Annotated in this window: 13 protein-coding genes and 2 pseudogenes; 9 read left to right on the top strand and 6 right to left on the bottom strand. The window is 51.8% G+C overall.

The window, feature by feature from the left end; all coding sequences use genetic code 11:
* Positions 1-299: 299 nt before the first annotated feature.
* Positions 300-1481, top strand: coding sequence for a sugar efflux transporter SetB (setB, locus tag AC2CGP_RS06205; protein WP_015706120.1), 1182 nt, complete (start codon positions 300-302; stop codon positions 1479-1481).
* Here the strand turns inward: setB and AC2CGP_RS06210 are convergent.
* Positions 1478-1657: pseudogene (locus AC2CGP_RS06210) on the bottom strand (YkgJ family cysteine cluster protein); the annotation flags it as partial. The gene setB and the pseudogene AC2CGP_RS06210 sit on opposite strands and share 4 nt — an antisense overlap.
* A 188-nt stretch (positions 1658-1845) precedes the next feature.
* Between AC2CGP_RS06210 and AC2CGP_RS06215 the strand changes: the two are divergent.
* Positions 1846-2944: pseudogene (locus AC2CGP_RS06215) on the top strand (IS3 family transposase).
* 102 nt (positions 2945-3046) lie between these two features.
* On the opposite strand, the gene AC2CGP_RS06220 reads toward AC2CGP_RS06215, so the two are convergent.
* From AC2CGP_RS06220 to AC2CGP_RS06235, 4 genes are all read right to left on the bottom strand, one after another.
* Positions 3047-3997 carry a reverse transcriptase family protein gene (locus tag AC2CGP_RS06220; protein ID WP_196090077.1) on the bottom strand — a complete coding sequence of 317 codons (951 nt, stop codon included), beginning with the start codon at positions 3995-3997 and terminating at the stop codon, positions 3047-3049.
* On the bottom strand, positions 3987-4283 hold the full coding sequence (locus AC2CGP_RS06225) for a helix-turn-helix transcriptional regulator (RefSeq protein WP_263442019.1): 297 nt from the start codon (positions 4281-4283) through the stop codon (positions 3987-3989). Before AC2CGP_RS06225 ends, AC2CGP_RS06220 begins: the two co-directional genes overlap by 11 nt.
* A 37-nt stretch (positions 4284-4320) precedes the next feature.
* Positions 4321-4476, bottom strand: coding sequence for a hypothetical protein (locus tag AC2CGP_RS06230; RefSeq protein WP_001461247.1), 156 nt, complete (start codon positions 4474-4476; stop codon positions 4321-4323).
* Positions 4477-4872: 396 nt separating this feature from the next.
* Positions 4873-5127 carry a YkgJ family cysteine cluster protein gene (locus AC2CGP_RS06235; RefSeq protein ID WP_484502307.1) on the bottom strand — a complete coding sequence of 85 codons (255 nt, stop codon included), beginning with the start codon at positions 5125-5127 and terminating at the stop codon, positions 4873-4875.
* A gap of 205 nt (positions 5128-5332) precedes the next feature.
* Here AC2CGP_RS06235 and yeiP point away from each other — a divergent pair, with 205 nt between their 5' ends.
* Positions 5333-5905: an elongation factor P-like protein YeiP gene (gene yeiP / locus AC2CGP_RS06240; RefSeq protein WP_015365690.1), complete on the top strand. Its 573-nt coding sequence runs from the start codon at positions 5333-5335 to the stop codon at positions 5903-5905.
* Between the two features lie 251 nt (positions 5906-6156).
* Here yeiP and uxuA read toward each other — a convergent pair whose 3' ends face one another.
* Positions 6157-7347, bottom strand: a complete 1191-nt coding sequence (uxuA, locus tag AC2CGP_RS06245) for a mannonate dehydratase (RefSeq protein WP_047080703.1) — start codon at positions 7345-7347, stop codon at positions 6157-6159.
* 206 nt (positions 7348-7553) lie between these two features.
* Between uxuA and AC2CGP_RS06250 the strand changes: the two genes are divergently transcribed.
* From AC2CGP_RS06250 to AC2CGP_RS06275, 6 genes are all read left to right on the top strand, one after another.
* Positions 7554-9020 carry a mannitol dehydrogenase family protein gene (locus AC2CGP_RS06250; RefSeq protein ID WP_484502308.1) on the top strand — a complete coding sequence of 489 codons (1467 nt, stop codon included), beginning with the start codon at positions 7554-7556 and terminating at the stop codon, positions 9018-9020.
* 121 nt (positions 9021-9141) lie between these two features.
* On the top strand, positions 9142-10119 hold the full coding sequence (locus AC2CGP_RS06255; protein ID WP_048229090.1) for a CobW family GTP-binding protein: 978 nt from the start codon (positions 9142-9144) through the stop codon (positions 10117-10119).
* 42 nt (positions 10120-10161) lie between these two features.
* Positions 10162-10869: a phosphatase PAP2 family protein gene (locus AC2CGP_RS06260; RefSeq protein WP_110916253.1), complete on the top strand. Its 708-nt coding sequence runs from the start codon at positions 10162-10164 to the stop codon at positions 10867-10869.
* Between the two features lie 426 nt (positions 10870-11295).
* Entirely contained in the window at positions 11296-11865 is a 570-nt protein-coding gene (mepS, locus tag AC2CGP_RS06265) for a bifunctional murein DD-endopeptidase/murein LD-carboxypeptidase (RefSeq protein WP_015706124.1), read from the top strand.
* 205 nt (positions 11866-12070) lie between these two features.
* Positions 12071-13633 carry a cyclic di-GMP phosphodiesterase gene (locus tag AC2CGP_RS06270; RefSeq protein ID WP_015365683.1) on the top strand — a complete coding sequence of 521 codons (1563 nt, stop codon included), beginning with the start codon at positions 12071-12073 and terminating at the stop codon, positions 13631-13633.
* A gap of 57 nt (positions 13634-13690) precedes the next feature.
* On the top strand, positions 13691-15496 hold the full coding sequence (locus AC2CGP_RS06275) for an extracellular solute-binding protein (RefSeq protein ID WP_484502309.1): 1806 nt from the start codon (positions 13691-13693) through the stop codon (positions 15494-15496).
* Positions 15497-15504 lie beyond the last annotated feature (8 nt).

Consider the following 15504-nt stretch of genomic DNA (forward strand, 5'->3'; position numbering starts at 1 on the left):
AGCTAACATGAGAAAAAATACGCCACCCGATGACTGGATAATACTCTGATGACGCTGAAACGTTTCAATGAGTCTGTACCTTTCTTGCGCACTGCGCAAGTAAACTCCGAAGGTTGATAACAGAATTTAGAGATACCGCACATTTTTGCTGAAGCTAATGGTGAAACGCGCCATTGGCTTCAGCATTTTGCTGAACAACATAATTTGAAACGCCTTTTTAATTTTTCGTGCCATACCACTATTCATTTTATGGGTGTCGGCGTAAACTTCGCCTCTCCTGAAACCAATGATATTCCAGCATGCAAAACAGTAGCGCCGCCCTTCCCCGCCGCGGGTTCGACTTAACCTCCTCCGCTTTTCTTATCGTCGCCTTTCTGACGGGGATCGCCGGGGCCTTACAGACCCCGACCCTGAGCCTGTTTCTAACCAATGAGGTGCACGTTCGCCCGGCAATGGTCGGCTTTTTTTTTACCGGCAGCGCGGTCATCGGCATTCTGGTAAGTCAGTTTCTTGCCGGGCGTTCCGATCGTAAAGGCGATCGCAAGCAGCTGATTGTCGCCTGCTGCCTGCTGGGGGTGCTGGCCTGCGTGCTGTTCGCCTGGAACCGCAACTACTTTATTCTGCTGTTCGTCGGCGTCTTTCTCAGTAGTTTTGGCTCCACCGCCAACCCACAAATGTTCGCCCTCGCCCGCGAGCACGCGGACAAAACCGGGCGCGAGGCGGTGATGTTCAGCTCCATTCTGCGCGCGCAGGTCTCGCTAGCGTGGGTGATCGGCCCGCCGCTGGCCTACGCGCTGGCGATGGGTTTTGGTTTTACCGTGATGTATCTCAGCGCCGCCGTGGCGTTTATCGTCTGCGCGCTGATGGTCTGGTTCTTCCTGCCCAGCATGCGTAAAGAGAGCAAAACCGCCGGTGGTCATCTTGAAGCGCCGCGCACCAACCGCCGCGATGCGCTGCTGCTGTTCAGCATCTGTACGTTAATGTGGGGCACCAACAGCCTCTATATCATTAATATGCCGCTGTTTATCATTAATGAACTGCATCTGCCGGAGAAACTGGCCGGGCTGATGATGGGGACCGCCGCCGGGCTGGAAATCCCCACCATGCTGATTGCCGGTTATTACGCGAAACGTTTTGGAAAGCGCTTGTTGATGCGCATTGCCGCGCTTGCCGGACTGCTGTTTTATGTCGGTATGCTGACTGTCCATACCCCGGCCCTGTTGCTGGCGATGCAGGCGCTGAACGCGATTTACATCGGGATCCTGGCCGGTATCGGTATGCTCTATTTTCAGGATCTGATGCCGGGCCAGGCGGGCGCGGCGACCACGCTGTATACCAATACCACGCGCGTCGGCTGGATCATCGCCGGCTCGCTGGCGGGCGTTGTCGCGGAAATCTGGAGCTATCACGCGGTGTTCTGGATTGCGCTGGCGATGGGAATTATCGCCCAGGGCTGCCTGTGGCGGATTAAAGACGTTTAAGGCGCGGTCAGCGCTTCGAGATGAATGAGATAAGCCATCGCCTGCTGACGCGTGCTGCCGCACATTTCCGCGGCCGGCTGTAAACCTGCACAGACTTTAGGGCGCAGCGGCGAGGCAAAAATCTTGCAGCGCAGATGTTCATCCAGCTGCACGCATGGGGTGTTAGCCGGCTTGCCAAAAGTACAATTATTCATTGTTTAAAATTTGTATGTCTGCTGTTAGCATCTGAGCATCAGTCTATGAATCACTTGCTACCCGAAGGTAAGTACGATTAATGAAGCCTAAACTGTATTTGACCTGCTCCCTGTTGATTAATACACCGCGATGTTAGTAATGTCTTCATAAGCCGCATGAGGACATCCACATGAAGAAGAGTTTTTACGACGAACAGATCATCAGTATACTCCGCAAAGCTGAAGCCGGGGTTTCTGCCCGTGAGCTCTGCCGCAAGCACGCCATTTCCGATGCCACCTTTTATACCTGGCGTAAGAAGTATGGCGGTATGGAGGTGCCCGAGGTTAAGCGCCTGAAGTCGCTTGAGGAAGAGAACGCAAGACTCAAGAAGCTGCTTGCCGAAGCCATGCTGGATAAGGAGGGACTTCAGGTGGCTCTGGGGCAAAAGTACTGACGACAGACCAGAAACGGGAAGCCGTTGAGTTTATGTGTGATGCGACCGGTCTGTCTCAACGTCGTGCCTACCAGCTTACTGGTTTGTCCCTATCGACCTGCCGGCGTCCGGCGGCTGATGCGCATTTATCAGGGCGCATCACTGAGCTGGCACTGGAGCGTAGTCGTTTTGGCTACCGCCGCATCTGGCAGTTACTGCGCCGTGAAGGCCTTCATGTTAATCACAAGCGCGTGTACCGCCTTTATCATCTGAGAGGGCTGGGCGTAAAACGCAGACGACGTCGTAAAGGGCTGGCAACAGAACGTCCTCCGCTGCTCCGCCCGGCGGCGTCCAACCTGACCTGGTCGATGGATTTTGTCATGGACGCGCTCGCCACCGGTCGCAGGATCAAGTGCCTGACCTGTGTGGACGACTTCACGAAGGAGTGCCTGACACATTCGGGATTTCAGGCGTTCAGGTCATGCGTATTCTGGACAGCATTGCACTGTTTCGAGGCTATCCGGCGACGATAAGAACTGACCAGGGGCCGGAGTTCACCTGCCGCGCACTGGATCAATGGGCCTTTGAGCATGGTGTTGAGTTGCGCTTAATCCAGCCGGGCAAGCCAACGCAGAACGGATTTATTGAGAGCTTTAACGGACGATTTCGCAATGAATGTCTGAATGAGCACTGGTTCAGCGATATCGTTCACGCTAGGAAAGTTATTAATGACTGGCGGCAGGATTATAACGAGTGTCGTCCACATTCAGCACTGAATTATCAGACGCCATCAGAGTTTGCAGCACGGTGGCGAAATGAAAAATGTGAAGGTAAACAAACCGACATTACTAACTGATAGTTGTATCTAATACTGGGGGCAGGTCAGCTGACATAGCCCCCTCAAGGATATCACTTTAGCCAGTCGACGCAATGCCCTGCATTCATACTGAACAGCTATTCAAAATGCAGTATTACTCTTTATTGTTCTGACTTTTTCTTTATACCGCTGTTCTATAACACCCATGGAATAAAGTCTTCCGACAAGTTTACTTGTTATATTAGCATTAATTGCATATGGTTCATCTTTGATAATCCGCCATTGTTCCAGTTCTCTTGAGAGCAGCAGATGTTGTTCATTCCTAATTTTCAGGACATTGGAGTGCACAATAACTCCTGTCACCAATTTAGGAAGCTTTGCCCCATAAAGTTTAGTTTTTGTTGGATGAATCTGATGACCATGTTTAGCAACAATCTTTCTCATACAGGACATAAATAGTCGATTAACTTTCTCACCTGAAAAAGTAATATCATCAACATAGACTGTCATAGTCACATTTAATGACAGGCTTAAATTTTCTAGCTCTGTGAACATTCTAATGTTGGACCAAAATGCCAACGGCATACTAATCCTACTACCTGTAGGTATATGCCCATGGCAAGTGCAAATATGCGATAGAATATCAGCTATATCAGATGAAGTTTTCATCACAGAATAAAAGAAAGAAAAAACCATATTCCTTGTTGTCGATGGGAAAAATGATTTAATATCTGTCGTAAGCAAATTTAACTCATTTATATGCGCACTAGCATTACTAATATTGGAACATGTTTTTTTTCCAGAATGTAGATACAATGGAGTCTGAATGCGGCATATAAGACTAGCGATCCTCGTGTGCACCACATCCAGTTTGTGAACTGGCTTTTGTATTTTTCGCACTTTTCCTTTTTTTGATAATTGCTCAAATACAGAGTAGTTTTCATCATCGCTTGTTAACGTGCGGAAATCACAAAGGTTTATATTTAAAAGTTGTGCCAGCCTTTTTTTGCTTTTCAGTTTATATAGCGGGGAATCAATTAAATTGTATGATTTATCTCTCGTTGAGATTTTAAGTTTGGGTTTAGATTTCATTTTTTTTAGCAATCCATTCGACTACATTTAAAATTTTACCCGCACAATTCAGTCTAAACCGCTCTGAAAATTTATTACTTTTATACAAAGACTCGGAGAAAAAAAGTAATGATTTAACTGGGATGTCAAAATGTTCTGAGTACTTATTGAGCACATCTAACGAAGGAGCTACAGAACCATTTTCCAATAGTAAGATAGTTTCTTTTGGAAGAGAGATCGCCTGAGAAAGTTCCAAAACAGTTTGCTGATGGTATTGTCTTATCAATTTCAAGGCTTTATTTAACATACTTGTACCTACTTGTTTTGAAACTAGGGAGGACACATTACTCGTCTCCCCCTTCAAAATAGTTAATCACTGTACATATGATGTTAGCTACGCGAATTGCGAGTTTCACACCTTTCCATCCAGTAACCAACCACTTCTTCAAGGTTGATTTGCTCTGTGCCTGCTGTTCTTTAGTTAAGCTGTCTTTTTTCATGTCGACTTTTTCCTTATGTCCGATGGCGCGTGAACTTTTTGTTCACTGAAACACCAAAGGCTCGCCCTCATAAGGATGAGATTGAACAGCACTAGCTCCCCGCTCCACGAACCCTCTGTCGCCCAGAGGGTTCGAATACCCATCATGCTATGCTGCCAGTACTGCCCGGAGGCGTCAGGAGCCATGCGTGGGGGTAAATAGGTAGAAAGCGGTTAAGCTTTCCGCGAGTTTTACAACTCAGTTGATGACGATTTATCTCAAGTCTTAACTAATGCGTTCATGCTACAGCATTTATCTGAAAATGTTTAAAAAATTTATATAGCATTTATCATGTTGACATTGAGATTCTTATAACAAAAAAGACTATATTTCATTGCATTACCCTAGCACTGGCGCTTAAGGTACAGTCATAGACTCAAGCTGAATCAGAAAAGTCAGCGCTGCATCACGGTCTTCTCCGCACATTTCCTTAGACGGTTGCAAACTTCCGCAAACTTCTGGCCTCAACTCAGATCCAAAAATCATACAAAGATTTTCATTCGATAGCTGGACACACCTAGTATTAGCCGGCTTGCCGTCAGGCATTCCGGGAATGGGGCTTGAGATGGACGGCGCGGTGCAACAGGCTCCGCAGTCCGGGCGACATTCCATACCTGACTCCTTAATGAGTGGGAGGCGGACAGTAGCAAAATATCGCCCGTCAGGAAAGCTGAAGCTGGCGACACGGCTTTTTCAGCAGCGCCGATCGAAGATTTGCCAGGAGATAGCAAAAGTCGCGAATTCCGCTTGCCTGAAAGGCCCGGCGCGAGTAGTTTTACGCGATATTTTTGACCCTTTAAGTGACAGGATTACTGCAATGCCAAGAGCGAATGAAATTAAAAAAGGTATGGTGCTGAATTACAACGGCAAACTGCTGATTGTTAAAAATATTGATATTCAGTCGCCAAGCGCCCGTGGCGCAGCAACGCTGTATAAAATGCGTTTTTCCGACGTGCGTACCGGCCTGAAAGTAGAAGAACGTTTTAAAGGCGACGACATCGTTGATACCGTTACCCTGACCCGTCGTTTCGTTGACTTCTCCTACGTCGATGGCAACGAATACGTGTTCATGGATAAAGAAGACTATACCCCGTATACCTTCACCAAAGAGCAGATCGAAGAAGAGCTGCAGTTTATCCCGGAAGGCGGCATGCCGGATATGCAGGTTTTGACCTGGGATGGCCAGCTGCTGGCGCTGGAGCTGCCGCAGACCGTTGACCTGGAAATCGTAGAAACCGCGCCGGGAATCAAAGGCGCTTCCGCCAGTTCGCGCACCAAACCGGCCACCATGAGCACCGGGTTGGTGATTCAGGTTCCGGAATACCTGACCAGCGGCGAGAAAATCCGCATTCATATCGAAGAGTGCCGCTATATGGGCCGCGCGGACTAACCTCCCGCCTCTGACGGTTGCCCGGCCCAGCGTCACGCAGGCCGGACTCTTCCCGGATAGCGGCGCTGCGCACCTTATCCGGGCTACACAACTAACCTCCCGCCTCTGACGGTTGCCCGACCCAGCGTCGCGCAGGCCGGGGAATGTCCCGGATGGCGACGCTGCGCGCCTTATCCAGGCTACTCGCTGCCGATATCAGGCACAAAAAAGGACAGCCGCTGGCTGTCCTTTTGCTTTCCCTCACGCCACGATTACAGCAACTCAGGATATTTGGTCATCTTCAGCGCCAGCTCAACGCCGCGCACTTCCGCCATGCCTTTCAGACGGCCAATCGCCGAATAACCGGGGTTGGTTTTCTTACGCAGATCGTCAAGCATTTGATGCCCATGATCCGGACGGAACGGGATGGGACGCAGATCGCCTGCTTTCTTACGACGCCACTCTTCGCTCAGAATCGCATCAACCACCGCCACCATATTGACGTCGCCGTTCAGGTGCGCCGCCTCGTGGAAGGTTTTAGGATTCTCTTCACGGCAGGTAGAGCGCAAATGGGTAAAGTGGATACGATCGCCGAAGGTTTCCACCATCTTCACCAGATCGTTATCGGCACGCACGCCGTAGGATCCGGTACACATGGTAAAGCCGTTATAAATGCTGTCCACCGTCTCTTTCAACCACTGCATATCTTCGATAGTCGACACGATACGCGGCAGGCCGAGGATCGGACGCGGCGGATCGTCCGGGTGAACCGCCAGGCGCACGCCGACTTCTTCGCACACCGGCACAATCGCCCGCAGGAAGTAAGCCATGTTCTCACGCAATTGCGCTTTATCGATATGGTCATACTCCGCCAGACGTGCGCGGAACTGATCGAGGGTATAGCCCTCTTCCGCTCCCGGCAGACCAGCGATGATATTGCGGGTCAGCTTGTCGATATCCGCCGCGCTCATCGCCTTAAAGTAAACGTCCGCTTGCTGCTGTTCTTCAGCGCTGTAGTCAGCTTCGGCGCCCGGGCGTTTAAGGATGTGCAGTTCAAAAGCGGCGAAAGCAATCTGGTCAAAACGCAGCGCTTTGGAGCCATCAGCCAGCTGATATTCCAGATCGGTACGCGTCCAGTCCAGAATCGGCATGAAGTTATAGCACACGGTATCAATACCGCAGGCCGCCAGATTGCGGATGCTCTGCTGATAGTTGGCAATCCACTTCTCATATTGCCCGCTGTGAGTTTTGATATCCTCGTGCACCGGGATACTCTCAACAACCGACCAGCTCAGGCCTTTTTCCGCCAGTAGCGCTAAACGCTGTTGGATCTCTTCTACCGGCCAGACCTGGCCATTCGGAATATGATGCAACGCGGTCACGACACCCGTGGCGCCCGCCTGGCGCACATCATCAAGCGATACCGGATCGTTCGGTCCATACCAACGCCAGGTTTGCTCCATCGCAATGCCCTCTTTAAGTTGTTATACCAATAATGTGAAACATCATGACGACTACCATACATGCTTCTGCTGAATGGTCAATTTCCCCCGTAGCATTGATTGATCCAGCTCACACTAAGCGGATAAATTCGGCTTACCAATTTAAATTGTTGTCATATAACTTTACACTACCTCATGTTAATCATTGGTTAATCAGGTGTATAAAAATGACAACTATCGCTACCGCCGCGCTGCCAGCAGGCGTGCAACTTCCGCAATACGATCGCCGCCAATTGCGCTCGCGTATCGTGCACCTTGGTTTTGGCGCATTTCACCGTGCGCATCAGGCGCTGCTAACCGACCGGGTGCTTAACGCCAGCGGCGGCGACTGGGGAATTTGTGAAATCAGCCTGTTCAGCGGCGATAAGCTGATGAGCCAACTGCGTGCGCAAGACCACCTGTTTACGGTGCTGGAAAAAGGTGCTGAGGGTAACCAACCGATCGTGGTTGGCGCAGTACATGAATGCCTGAACGCCAAACTTGATTCCCTGGCAGCAATTATCGAAAAATTTTGCGAACCGCAGGTGGCTATCGTTTCGCTGACGATTACTGAGAAAGGTTATTGCATCGATCCGGCCACCGGTAAACTGGACCCAACCCAGCCGCGCATCGTTCACGATCTGGAAAACCCGACGCTGCCGCAGTCGGCTCCCGGTATTTTAGTTGAAGCGCTCAATCGCCGCCGCGAACGCGGACTCGCTCCCTTTACCGTACTCTCCTGCGACAATATTCCCGACAATGGTCACGTCGTGAAAAACGCCGTCCTCGGCATGGCTGAGAAACGAAGCCAGGAGTTGGCAAGCTGGATTGCTGAACATGTCAGCTTCCCCGGCACCATGGTTGACCGCATCGTCCCGGCCGCCACCGAAGAATCTTTGGCGGAGATTGCCTCCGTGCTGGGCGTTGACGATCCCTGCGCTATCAGCTGCGAACCGTTTATTCAATGGGTTGTGGAAGACAATTTTGTCGCCGGGCGTCCAGCCTGGGAAACCGCGGGCGTACAGATGACCAACGATGTCCTGCCGTGGGAACAAATGAAACTGCGCATGCTCAACGGTAGCCACTCCTTCCTCGCCTGGCTGGGCTACCTGGCGGGGCATGCGCACGTTAGCGACTGCATGCAGGACGATGTTTTCCGCCATGCCGCCCGTCGCCTGATGCTTGATGAACAAGCGCCAACGCTATCGATTACCGGCGTGGATTTAGTTGCCTATGCCGACAGCCTGATAACGCGCTTCGCCAATCCGGCCTTAAAGCATCGAACCTGGCAAATCGCCATGGACGGCAGTCAAAAGCTGCCGCAGCGCATGCTCGATAGTATACGCGTTCATCTGGCAAACGACAGCCGCTGGCCACTGCTGGCGCTGGGCGTGGCGGGCTGGATGCGTTACGTAAGCGGCGTCGACGACGCCGGGCAAGCCATTGACGTGCGCGACCCGCTAGTCGACAAAATCAAACGGTTGGTCGACGCCAGCCAGCAAGAGGAACGCGTCAGCGCCCTGCTTGGCCTGGAAGAGATATTTGGCAAAGATCTGCCGGGCAACCCGCAGTTTGTTGCTGAAATCACTTCAGCCTGGCATCAGTTAGCTAAATCAGGCGCACGCGAAGCCGTAGCTACCGCACTGCATAATTAACAATTTCTGCTGTTTAGCGGACAGAATGTTTTTCTGTCCGCAGTAATCCTTCTCTTTTTCCCCTTTTTTCGTCAGGATAGTCGCAACTGTTACAACATTACATTTCTATGCTGGAGGGGATGTGACCAAAACTAACCTGATCACGGGCTTTCTCGGCAGCGGCAAAACGACCTCGATTCTTCATTTACTGGCCCACAAACCTGCAAATGAAAAATGGGCCGTGCTGGTCAACGAGTTCGGCGAAGTCGGCATCGACGGCGCCCTGCTGGCGGAAAGCGGCGCGTTGCTAAAAGAGATCCCCGGCGGCTGCATGTGCTGCGTCAACGGTCTGCCAATGCAGGTTGGGCTCAATACGCTGTTGCGCCAGGGAAAGCCCGATCGTCTGCTGATTGAACCAACCGGTCTGGGTCATCCCAGGCAGATCCTTGATATCCTCACCGCTGCGGTCTACGAGCCGTGGATCGATCTGCGCGCGACGCTGTGCATTCTCGATCCGCGCCAGCTGTTGGAGGAAAAGATCGTAGCCAATGATAATTTCCGCGATCAGCTGGCCGCAGCCGATATCATCGTCGCCAATAAAAGCGATCGGGCGACGCCGGAAAGCGAGGCCGCTTTTGCCAACTGGTGGCAACAGTACGGGGGCGAGCGCCTGCAGGTGAACGCCACCCAGGGTAACATCGAGCTCGCGCTGCTGGATCTCCCGCGCCGTAACACCGCCCCGCTGCCGGCAAGCCCGGACCACGTGCATAGTCACGGGCAAAAGCAGGGTCTGGCGGCGTTGAATCTACCGGCGCATCAACGCTGGCGTCGCAGCGTTAACAGTGGTCAGGGATACCATGCCTGCGGATGGATTTTTGATGCTGATACCCAATTTGACACCGTTGGGTTGCTGGAGTGGGCGCGTCTGGCGCCGGTTGGCCGGGTGAAAGGCGTGATGCGAATTGCCGAGGGTCTGGTGCGTATCAACCGCCAGGGACTCGATCTGCATATCGAAACCCAAAACGCGCCGCCGCCGGATAGCCGCATCGAACTGATTTGTGAATCAGACGTTGACTGGAATGCCCTGCAGTCCTCGCTGTTGAAGCTTCGTTTAAGTTAATGCGGCTATGTTTGGCCGCTGTTTAAAAAAATCGCATCTGTTATGACTAAAAACCGTATTCCCCTTATCTTGCTGCTGAACGCCGCGGGCGTAGCCTTATTTTGTTCCTGGTATCTACCGGCAAATCACGGTTTCTGGTTCCCGCTTGACTCGGCTATTTTTCACTTCTTTAACCAGGGCGTCAGCGCCAACCACACCTATGCCTGGCTGTTAGCCATCATCAACAATCGCGCTTTCGACGCCTGCTCGCTGCTGGCGATGGGCTGCCTGATGCTCAGTTTCTGGATCAAAGCGCAGAGCGCTGAGCGCCGCCGCATAATCATTATGGGGCTGGTGATGTTGCTCGCAGCGGTAATTATCAATCAACTTGCCCAGCATCTGATGCCGGTACAGCGCGCCAGCCCTTCGCTGTTCTTTACGGATATTACGAAAGTCAGCGACGTGGTCTCATTGCCCACCAAAGACGCTTCAAAAGATAGCTTCCCGGGCGACCATGGCATGATGCTGCTCATTTTCGCCTCGTTTATGTGGCGATATTTCGGCCGCCGGGCATTTACCATTTCACTGATTATTTTTGTGGTTTTTGCTTTCCCGCGAGTGATGATCGGCGCCCATTGGTTCACCGATATTGCCGTAGGTTCACTCAGCGCGGTGCTGATTGGCGCGCCATGGGTATTAATGACCTCGCTTTCCGATAAGGCCATCGCCTGGTTTGACCGTTCGCTTCCGGGTGGAATAGCAAAAAATTAAGATCATTTTTACATTTTATTAATATTATCCATAAGGGGTCGTTCTGACCCCTTTTTTTATATTTGCTGATGATTTATTCGCGACATCATCTTCCTGTCACATTAATCATCATTGAAATGAAGATATTGCATATTTTTCAGCCAAAAAAGGCGCTATTTTCCCCTTTGCCGATGATTCACTTTTGGTCGCAAAAATACTTATAAGAAATCGCGCAAAACCGCTCGCCATCCCACGTTTGATAGGGTAATCTCTTTCTCGTTTTGCCTTCCCAAGCAACACAATTCATCATCCAAATAAATTTGTGCGGTACTCCACATTTTTAGGCTTAAGGAATTGTCTCATTGCTTTCTGGAATCTAGGCTCTACCACGTTTGGCATTTTTTATAACGACATTGTCGTTAAGGACAACAAGGGAAAATAAACATAATGGTCAAATCTCAGCCGATTTTGAGATATATCTTGCGGGTCGCCCCCGCGATTGCAGTTGCGGTTCTGCTTTCCGCGTGTAGTTCAACAAGTACCGCCAAGAATATGCATTCTGAGACGCATGCTGTGGGTAGTGGAGATTTATCATCACTGCAAGCTTCTCAGGATGAATTTGAAAAAATGGTCAGCAACCTGGACGTGAAGTCCCGTTTGATGGACCAGTATGCTAGCTGGAAAGGCGTGCGTTACCGCCTTGGCGGCAGCACCCGGAAAGGGATCGATTGCTCGGCATTCGTGCAGCGTACTTTCCGTGAACAATTTGGCCTGGAGCTGCCACGCTCAACTTCCGAGCAACAGGATTCCGGCAAATCGATTTCGCGCACTCAACTGCGTACCGGCGATTTAGTGCTGTTCCGCGCTGGCTCTACGGGTCGTCATGTTGGTATCTATATCGGCAACAACCAGTTTGTTCATGCCTCTACCAGCAGCGGCGTCACCATCTCAAGCCTGGATGAGCCATACTGGAAAAAGCGCTATAACGAAGCGCGTCGCGTTCTGAGTCGTTCCTGATTGTTCTTCTTACCGTGAGTTATCCCTTGGCTGACGGTAAGAAATGAAAAGAACACTGCCTCGGCAGTGTTTTTTTTTGCTTCTCCGCCGATGAACCCCGCAAAATAGGTTATGTCTTTATAAGCTATGTCTTTTAAAGGAAATGGAACCATACTCTTCAGGCATCCCATTGGCGTGATTCAATAATACGGACAGATTCTGGCCTATGCTAACCCGCTACTTTTCACCCCGACGTAAAATCTGGCTTACCAGTATTTGTATCGGCGTTGCCGTCGCGCTACTGGCCGGCAGCATCCAGTTTATGGTTATCTACCACAACCGCTCTGAGCGTTTCGATCAGATAATCAATAACGTCAGCCACTACCTTAATAGCTATTTCGCTGATTTAAGCAAAACCATTGATGGCCTGCAGCCGCTGCTCGATCAGCCCTGCGAACATATTGACTCCGGCCTCGCCGCCAGCGCCGCCTTTAGCCCCAACGTGCGTGCCTTCCTGCTGGTGAAAAACGGCAAAGCGTTCTGCTCATCCGCCACCGGTGCAATGGACACACCGTTTAAACAATTGATACCGCAGCTTGATACCAATAAACCTCTGGATATGGCCATCCTCCAGGGCACGCCGATGATGCCGAACACCGCCGCGCTGGCAATGTGGGTACAACGTCCCGGCGATCGAGACAGCGGCATTTTTGTATCCATCAATGCCAATCTGACGCCTTATATCCTCTATACCGCACGACAGAATGATTTCAGCGGCATTGCGCTGGCCATCGGCCATACGGCAATTTCGACCTTCAGCAGCAAAATTATCGATCCGCTATCATTGCCCAATGAGCCGATACGCCAGATTCAGGTTCCGGGGCTACCGCTAAAAGTGTATCTCTTTTCCAACAGCTGGCTTGGCGAGAATACCCAGTTCGCCCTGTTGCTCGGCGTGGTATGCGGCATGCTTGCCGGCTTGCTCAGCTACTACATCCTGACGATCAAATCCGATCCGCGGAAATCGATCCAACTGGGGATCAAAAACAACCAGTTCTACGTGGTCTACCAGCCGGTGGTAAAGGCCGATACCCTGCAGATTAGCGGCGTTGAAGTGCTGATGCGCTGGCGGCATCCGGTGGTAGGTGAAATCCCGCCTGACGTCTTTATTAATCTGGCGGAGACGCAGCAGATGATCGTGCCGCTTACCCATCACCTGTTAATGTTGATTGCCCGCGACGCGCCGACTCTGCAGCGTATTTTGCCGCGCGGTACCAAACTCGGTCTGAATATCTCGCCTGCCCACCTGCATGCCGCCGGATTTCAGCAAGATATGCAACGTTTTGCCGCCGCGTTACCCGCAAACTACTTCGACGTCGTGCTGGAGATAACCGAACGTTCGATGATCGATAAAAACCAGTCGATGGCCATTTTTGAGTGGCTGCATCAGCAGGGCTTCGAAATTGCGATCGATGATTTTGGTACCGGCCATAGCGCGCTGATTTATCTGGAGCGCTATAACTTTGATTATCTGAAGATCGATCGTGGTTTTGTGCAGGCGATCGGTACCGAAACCGTCACCTCTCCCGTACTGGATGCGGTGCTAACGCTAAGCCGCCGTCTGCAGCTGAAAACCGTGGCTGAAGGCGTAGAAACGCCGGAGCAGGCGGAATGGCTGCGCGCTCACGGCGTGAAGTATCTGCAAGGTTACTGCTTCAGCCGCCCGCTGCCGCTGGATAAACTGGTCGCCGCCCATGATGAACCGGCAAATTATTTCACAAGCCGCTGAGGGTCGCTTATGATGCGAAACCACCGGGGTTAATGGTCAGAGGATGATATTCCAACTATGTTTGCGCGCATCGGCCTGCTGCTGCTGGCTTTATTTAGCCTGAGTAGCCAGGCGCAAACCATTAAAGAGAGCGAAGCGTTCGCTATTATCGGCGAGCCAAAGTATGCCGTTGACTTTCATCACTTCGATTACGTCAATCCGGACGCGCCTAAAGGCGGCAGTATTACGCTTGCCGCCATTGGCACCTTTGACAATTTCAACCGCTACGCCCTGCGCGGTAACCCCGGCGTACGCACCGATGCGCTGTATGACACCCTGTTTACCACCTCGGACGATGAACCGGGCAGCTACTACCCGCTGATAGCCGATCGCGCGCGCTTTGCCGATGATTTCTCGTGGATGGAAATTACCATCAACCCGCGTGCCCGCTTTCATGACGGTAGCACGATTACCGCCAGCGACGTTGCTTTCACCTTCCACAAATTTATGACCGAAGGGGTACCGCAGTTCCGTCTTATCTATAAAGGGACGACCGTCAAAGCCATCGCCCCGCTGACGGTGCGCATCGAACTGGCCAAGCCGGGCAAAGAAAATATGCTCAGCCTGCTGTCGCTGCCGGTAATGCCTGAGTCATTCTGGCGCCATCATAAACTGAGTGACCCGCTTTCAACGCCGCCGCTCGCCAGTGGCCCCTATCGTATCAGCCGCTGGCGGATGGGGCAGTATATTGTCTATTCGCGAGTCGAGAACTACTGGGCCGCCGACCTGCCGGTAAACCGCGGGCGCTGGAACTTCGACACGATTCGCTACGACTACTATCTTGACGATAACGTCGCTTTCGAAGCCTTCAAGGCCGGAGCGGTAGATATGCGCGAGGAGAGTTCAACAAAAAACTGGGCCACGCGCTATATCGGGCGCAACTTTAGCAACGGTTATATTGTGAAAGACGATCGAACGAATACCTCGGCAAAGGATACCCGCTGGCTGGCTTTTAATATTCAACGCCCGGTCTTTGCCGACCGTCAGGTACGTGAGGCCATCACCCTTGCATTTGATTTCGAATGGATGAATAAGGCGCTGTTTTACGGCGCCTACAGTCGGCCAAACAGCTACTTTCAGAACACAGAATATGCCGCTCGTGATTACCCGAAGGCCGATGAGCTCGCCCTGCTGGCGCCGATGAAAAAAGAATTGCCGCCTGAGGTCTTTACCCGGATTTATCAGCCGCCAGTTTCCAGCGGCGATGGTTTTGACCGCGCCAATTTACTCAAAGCAGATGCCCTATTGAACCAGGCGGGATGGGTGCTAAAAAACCGTCAGCGCGTTAATGCCAAAACCGGCAAACCGCTGCGCTTTGAGCTGCTGCTCGCCTCCGGCGGCAACGTCAGTTGGGTTCTACCGTTCCAGCATAATTTACAGCGTTTAGGCGTGACGATGGATATCCGTCAGGTGGATAACTCCCAGGCCAACAGCCGACTGCGGAGCCGCGATTACGACATGATGCCCTCACTGTGGCGCGCCACCGCCTGGCCAGATACGGGCTTACAGGTTTCGTGGGCCTCGGACTATATTAACTCCAGCTATAACGCGCCGGGAGTGCAGAACCCGGCGGTCGACGCGTTGATTGCGCAGATCGTTCGCTGGCAGGGCAACAAACAGAAGCTTCTGCCGCTGGGCCGCGCGCTCGACCGGGTGCTGACATGGAACTATTACATGCTGCCGATGTGGTATATGGCTCAGGACCGGACGGCTTACTGGAATAAATTTTCCTTCCCGCAAACTCGCCCTACCTACTCCTCAGGCTTTGATGGCTGGTGGTACGATGTTAACAAAGCCGCCAGGCTTCCCGCGGACCGACGTTAAGGATTAAA

Source organism: Klebsiella sp. SYXHC3, assembly GCF_057196925.1.

Coding starts and splice junctions, on each gene's coding strand:
- setB (WP_015706120.1), top strand. CDS start 300: ATGCAAAACAGTAGCGCCGCCCTTCCCCGCCGCGGGTTCGACTTAACC.
- AC2CGP_RS06220 (WP_196090077.1), bottom strand. CDS start 3,997: ATGAAATCTAAACCCAAACTTAAAATCTCAACGAGAGATAAATCATAC.
- AC2CGP_RS06225 (WP_263442019.1), bottom strand. CDS start 4,283: ATGTTAAATAAAGCCTTGAAATTGATAAGACAATACCATCAGCAAACT.
- AC2CGP_RS06230 (WP_001461247.1), bottom strand. CDS start 4,476: ATGAAAAAAGACAGCTTAACTAAAGAACAGCAGGCACAGAGCAAATCA.
- AC2CGP_RS06235 (WP_484502307.1), bottom strand. CDS start 5,127: ATGGAATGTCGCCCGGACTGCGGAGCCTGTTGCACCGCGCCGTCCATC.
- yeiP (WP_015365690.1), top strand. CDS start 5,333: ATGCCAAGAGCGAATGAAATTAAAAAAGGTATGGTGCTGAATTACAAC.
- uxuA (WP_047080703.1), bottom strand. CDS start 7,347: ATGGAGCAAACCTGGCGTTGGTATGGACCGAACGATCCGGTATCGCTT.
- AC2CGP_RS06250 (WP_484502308.1), top strand. CDS start 7,554: ATGACAACTATCGCTACCGCCGCGCTGCCAGCAGGCGTGCAACTTCCG.
- AC2CGP_RS06260 (WP_110916253.1), top strand. CDS start 10,162: ATGACTAAAAACCGTATTCCCCTTATCTTGCTGCTGAACGCCGCGGGC.
- mepS (WP_015706124.1), top strand. CDS start 11,296: ATGGTCAAATCTCAGCCGATTTTGAGATATATCTTGCGGGTCGCCCCC.
- AC2CGP_RS06270 (WP_015365683.1), top strand. CDS start 12,071: ATGCTAACCCGCTACTTTTCACCCCGACGTAAAATCTGGCTTACCAGT.
- AC2CGP_RS06275 (WP_484502309.1), top strand. CDS start 13,691: ATGTTTGCGCGCATCGGCCTGCTGCTGCTGGCTTTATTTAGCCTGAGT.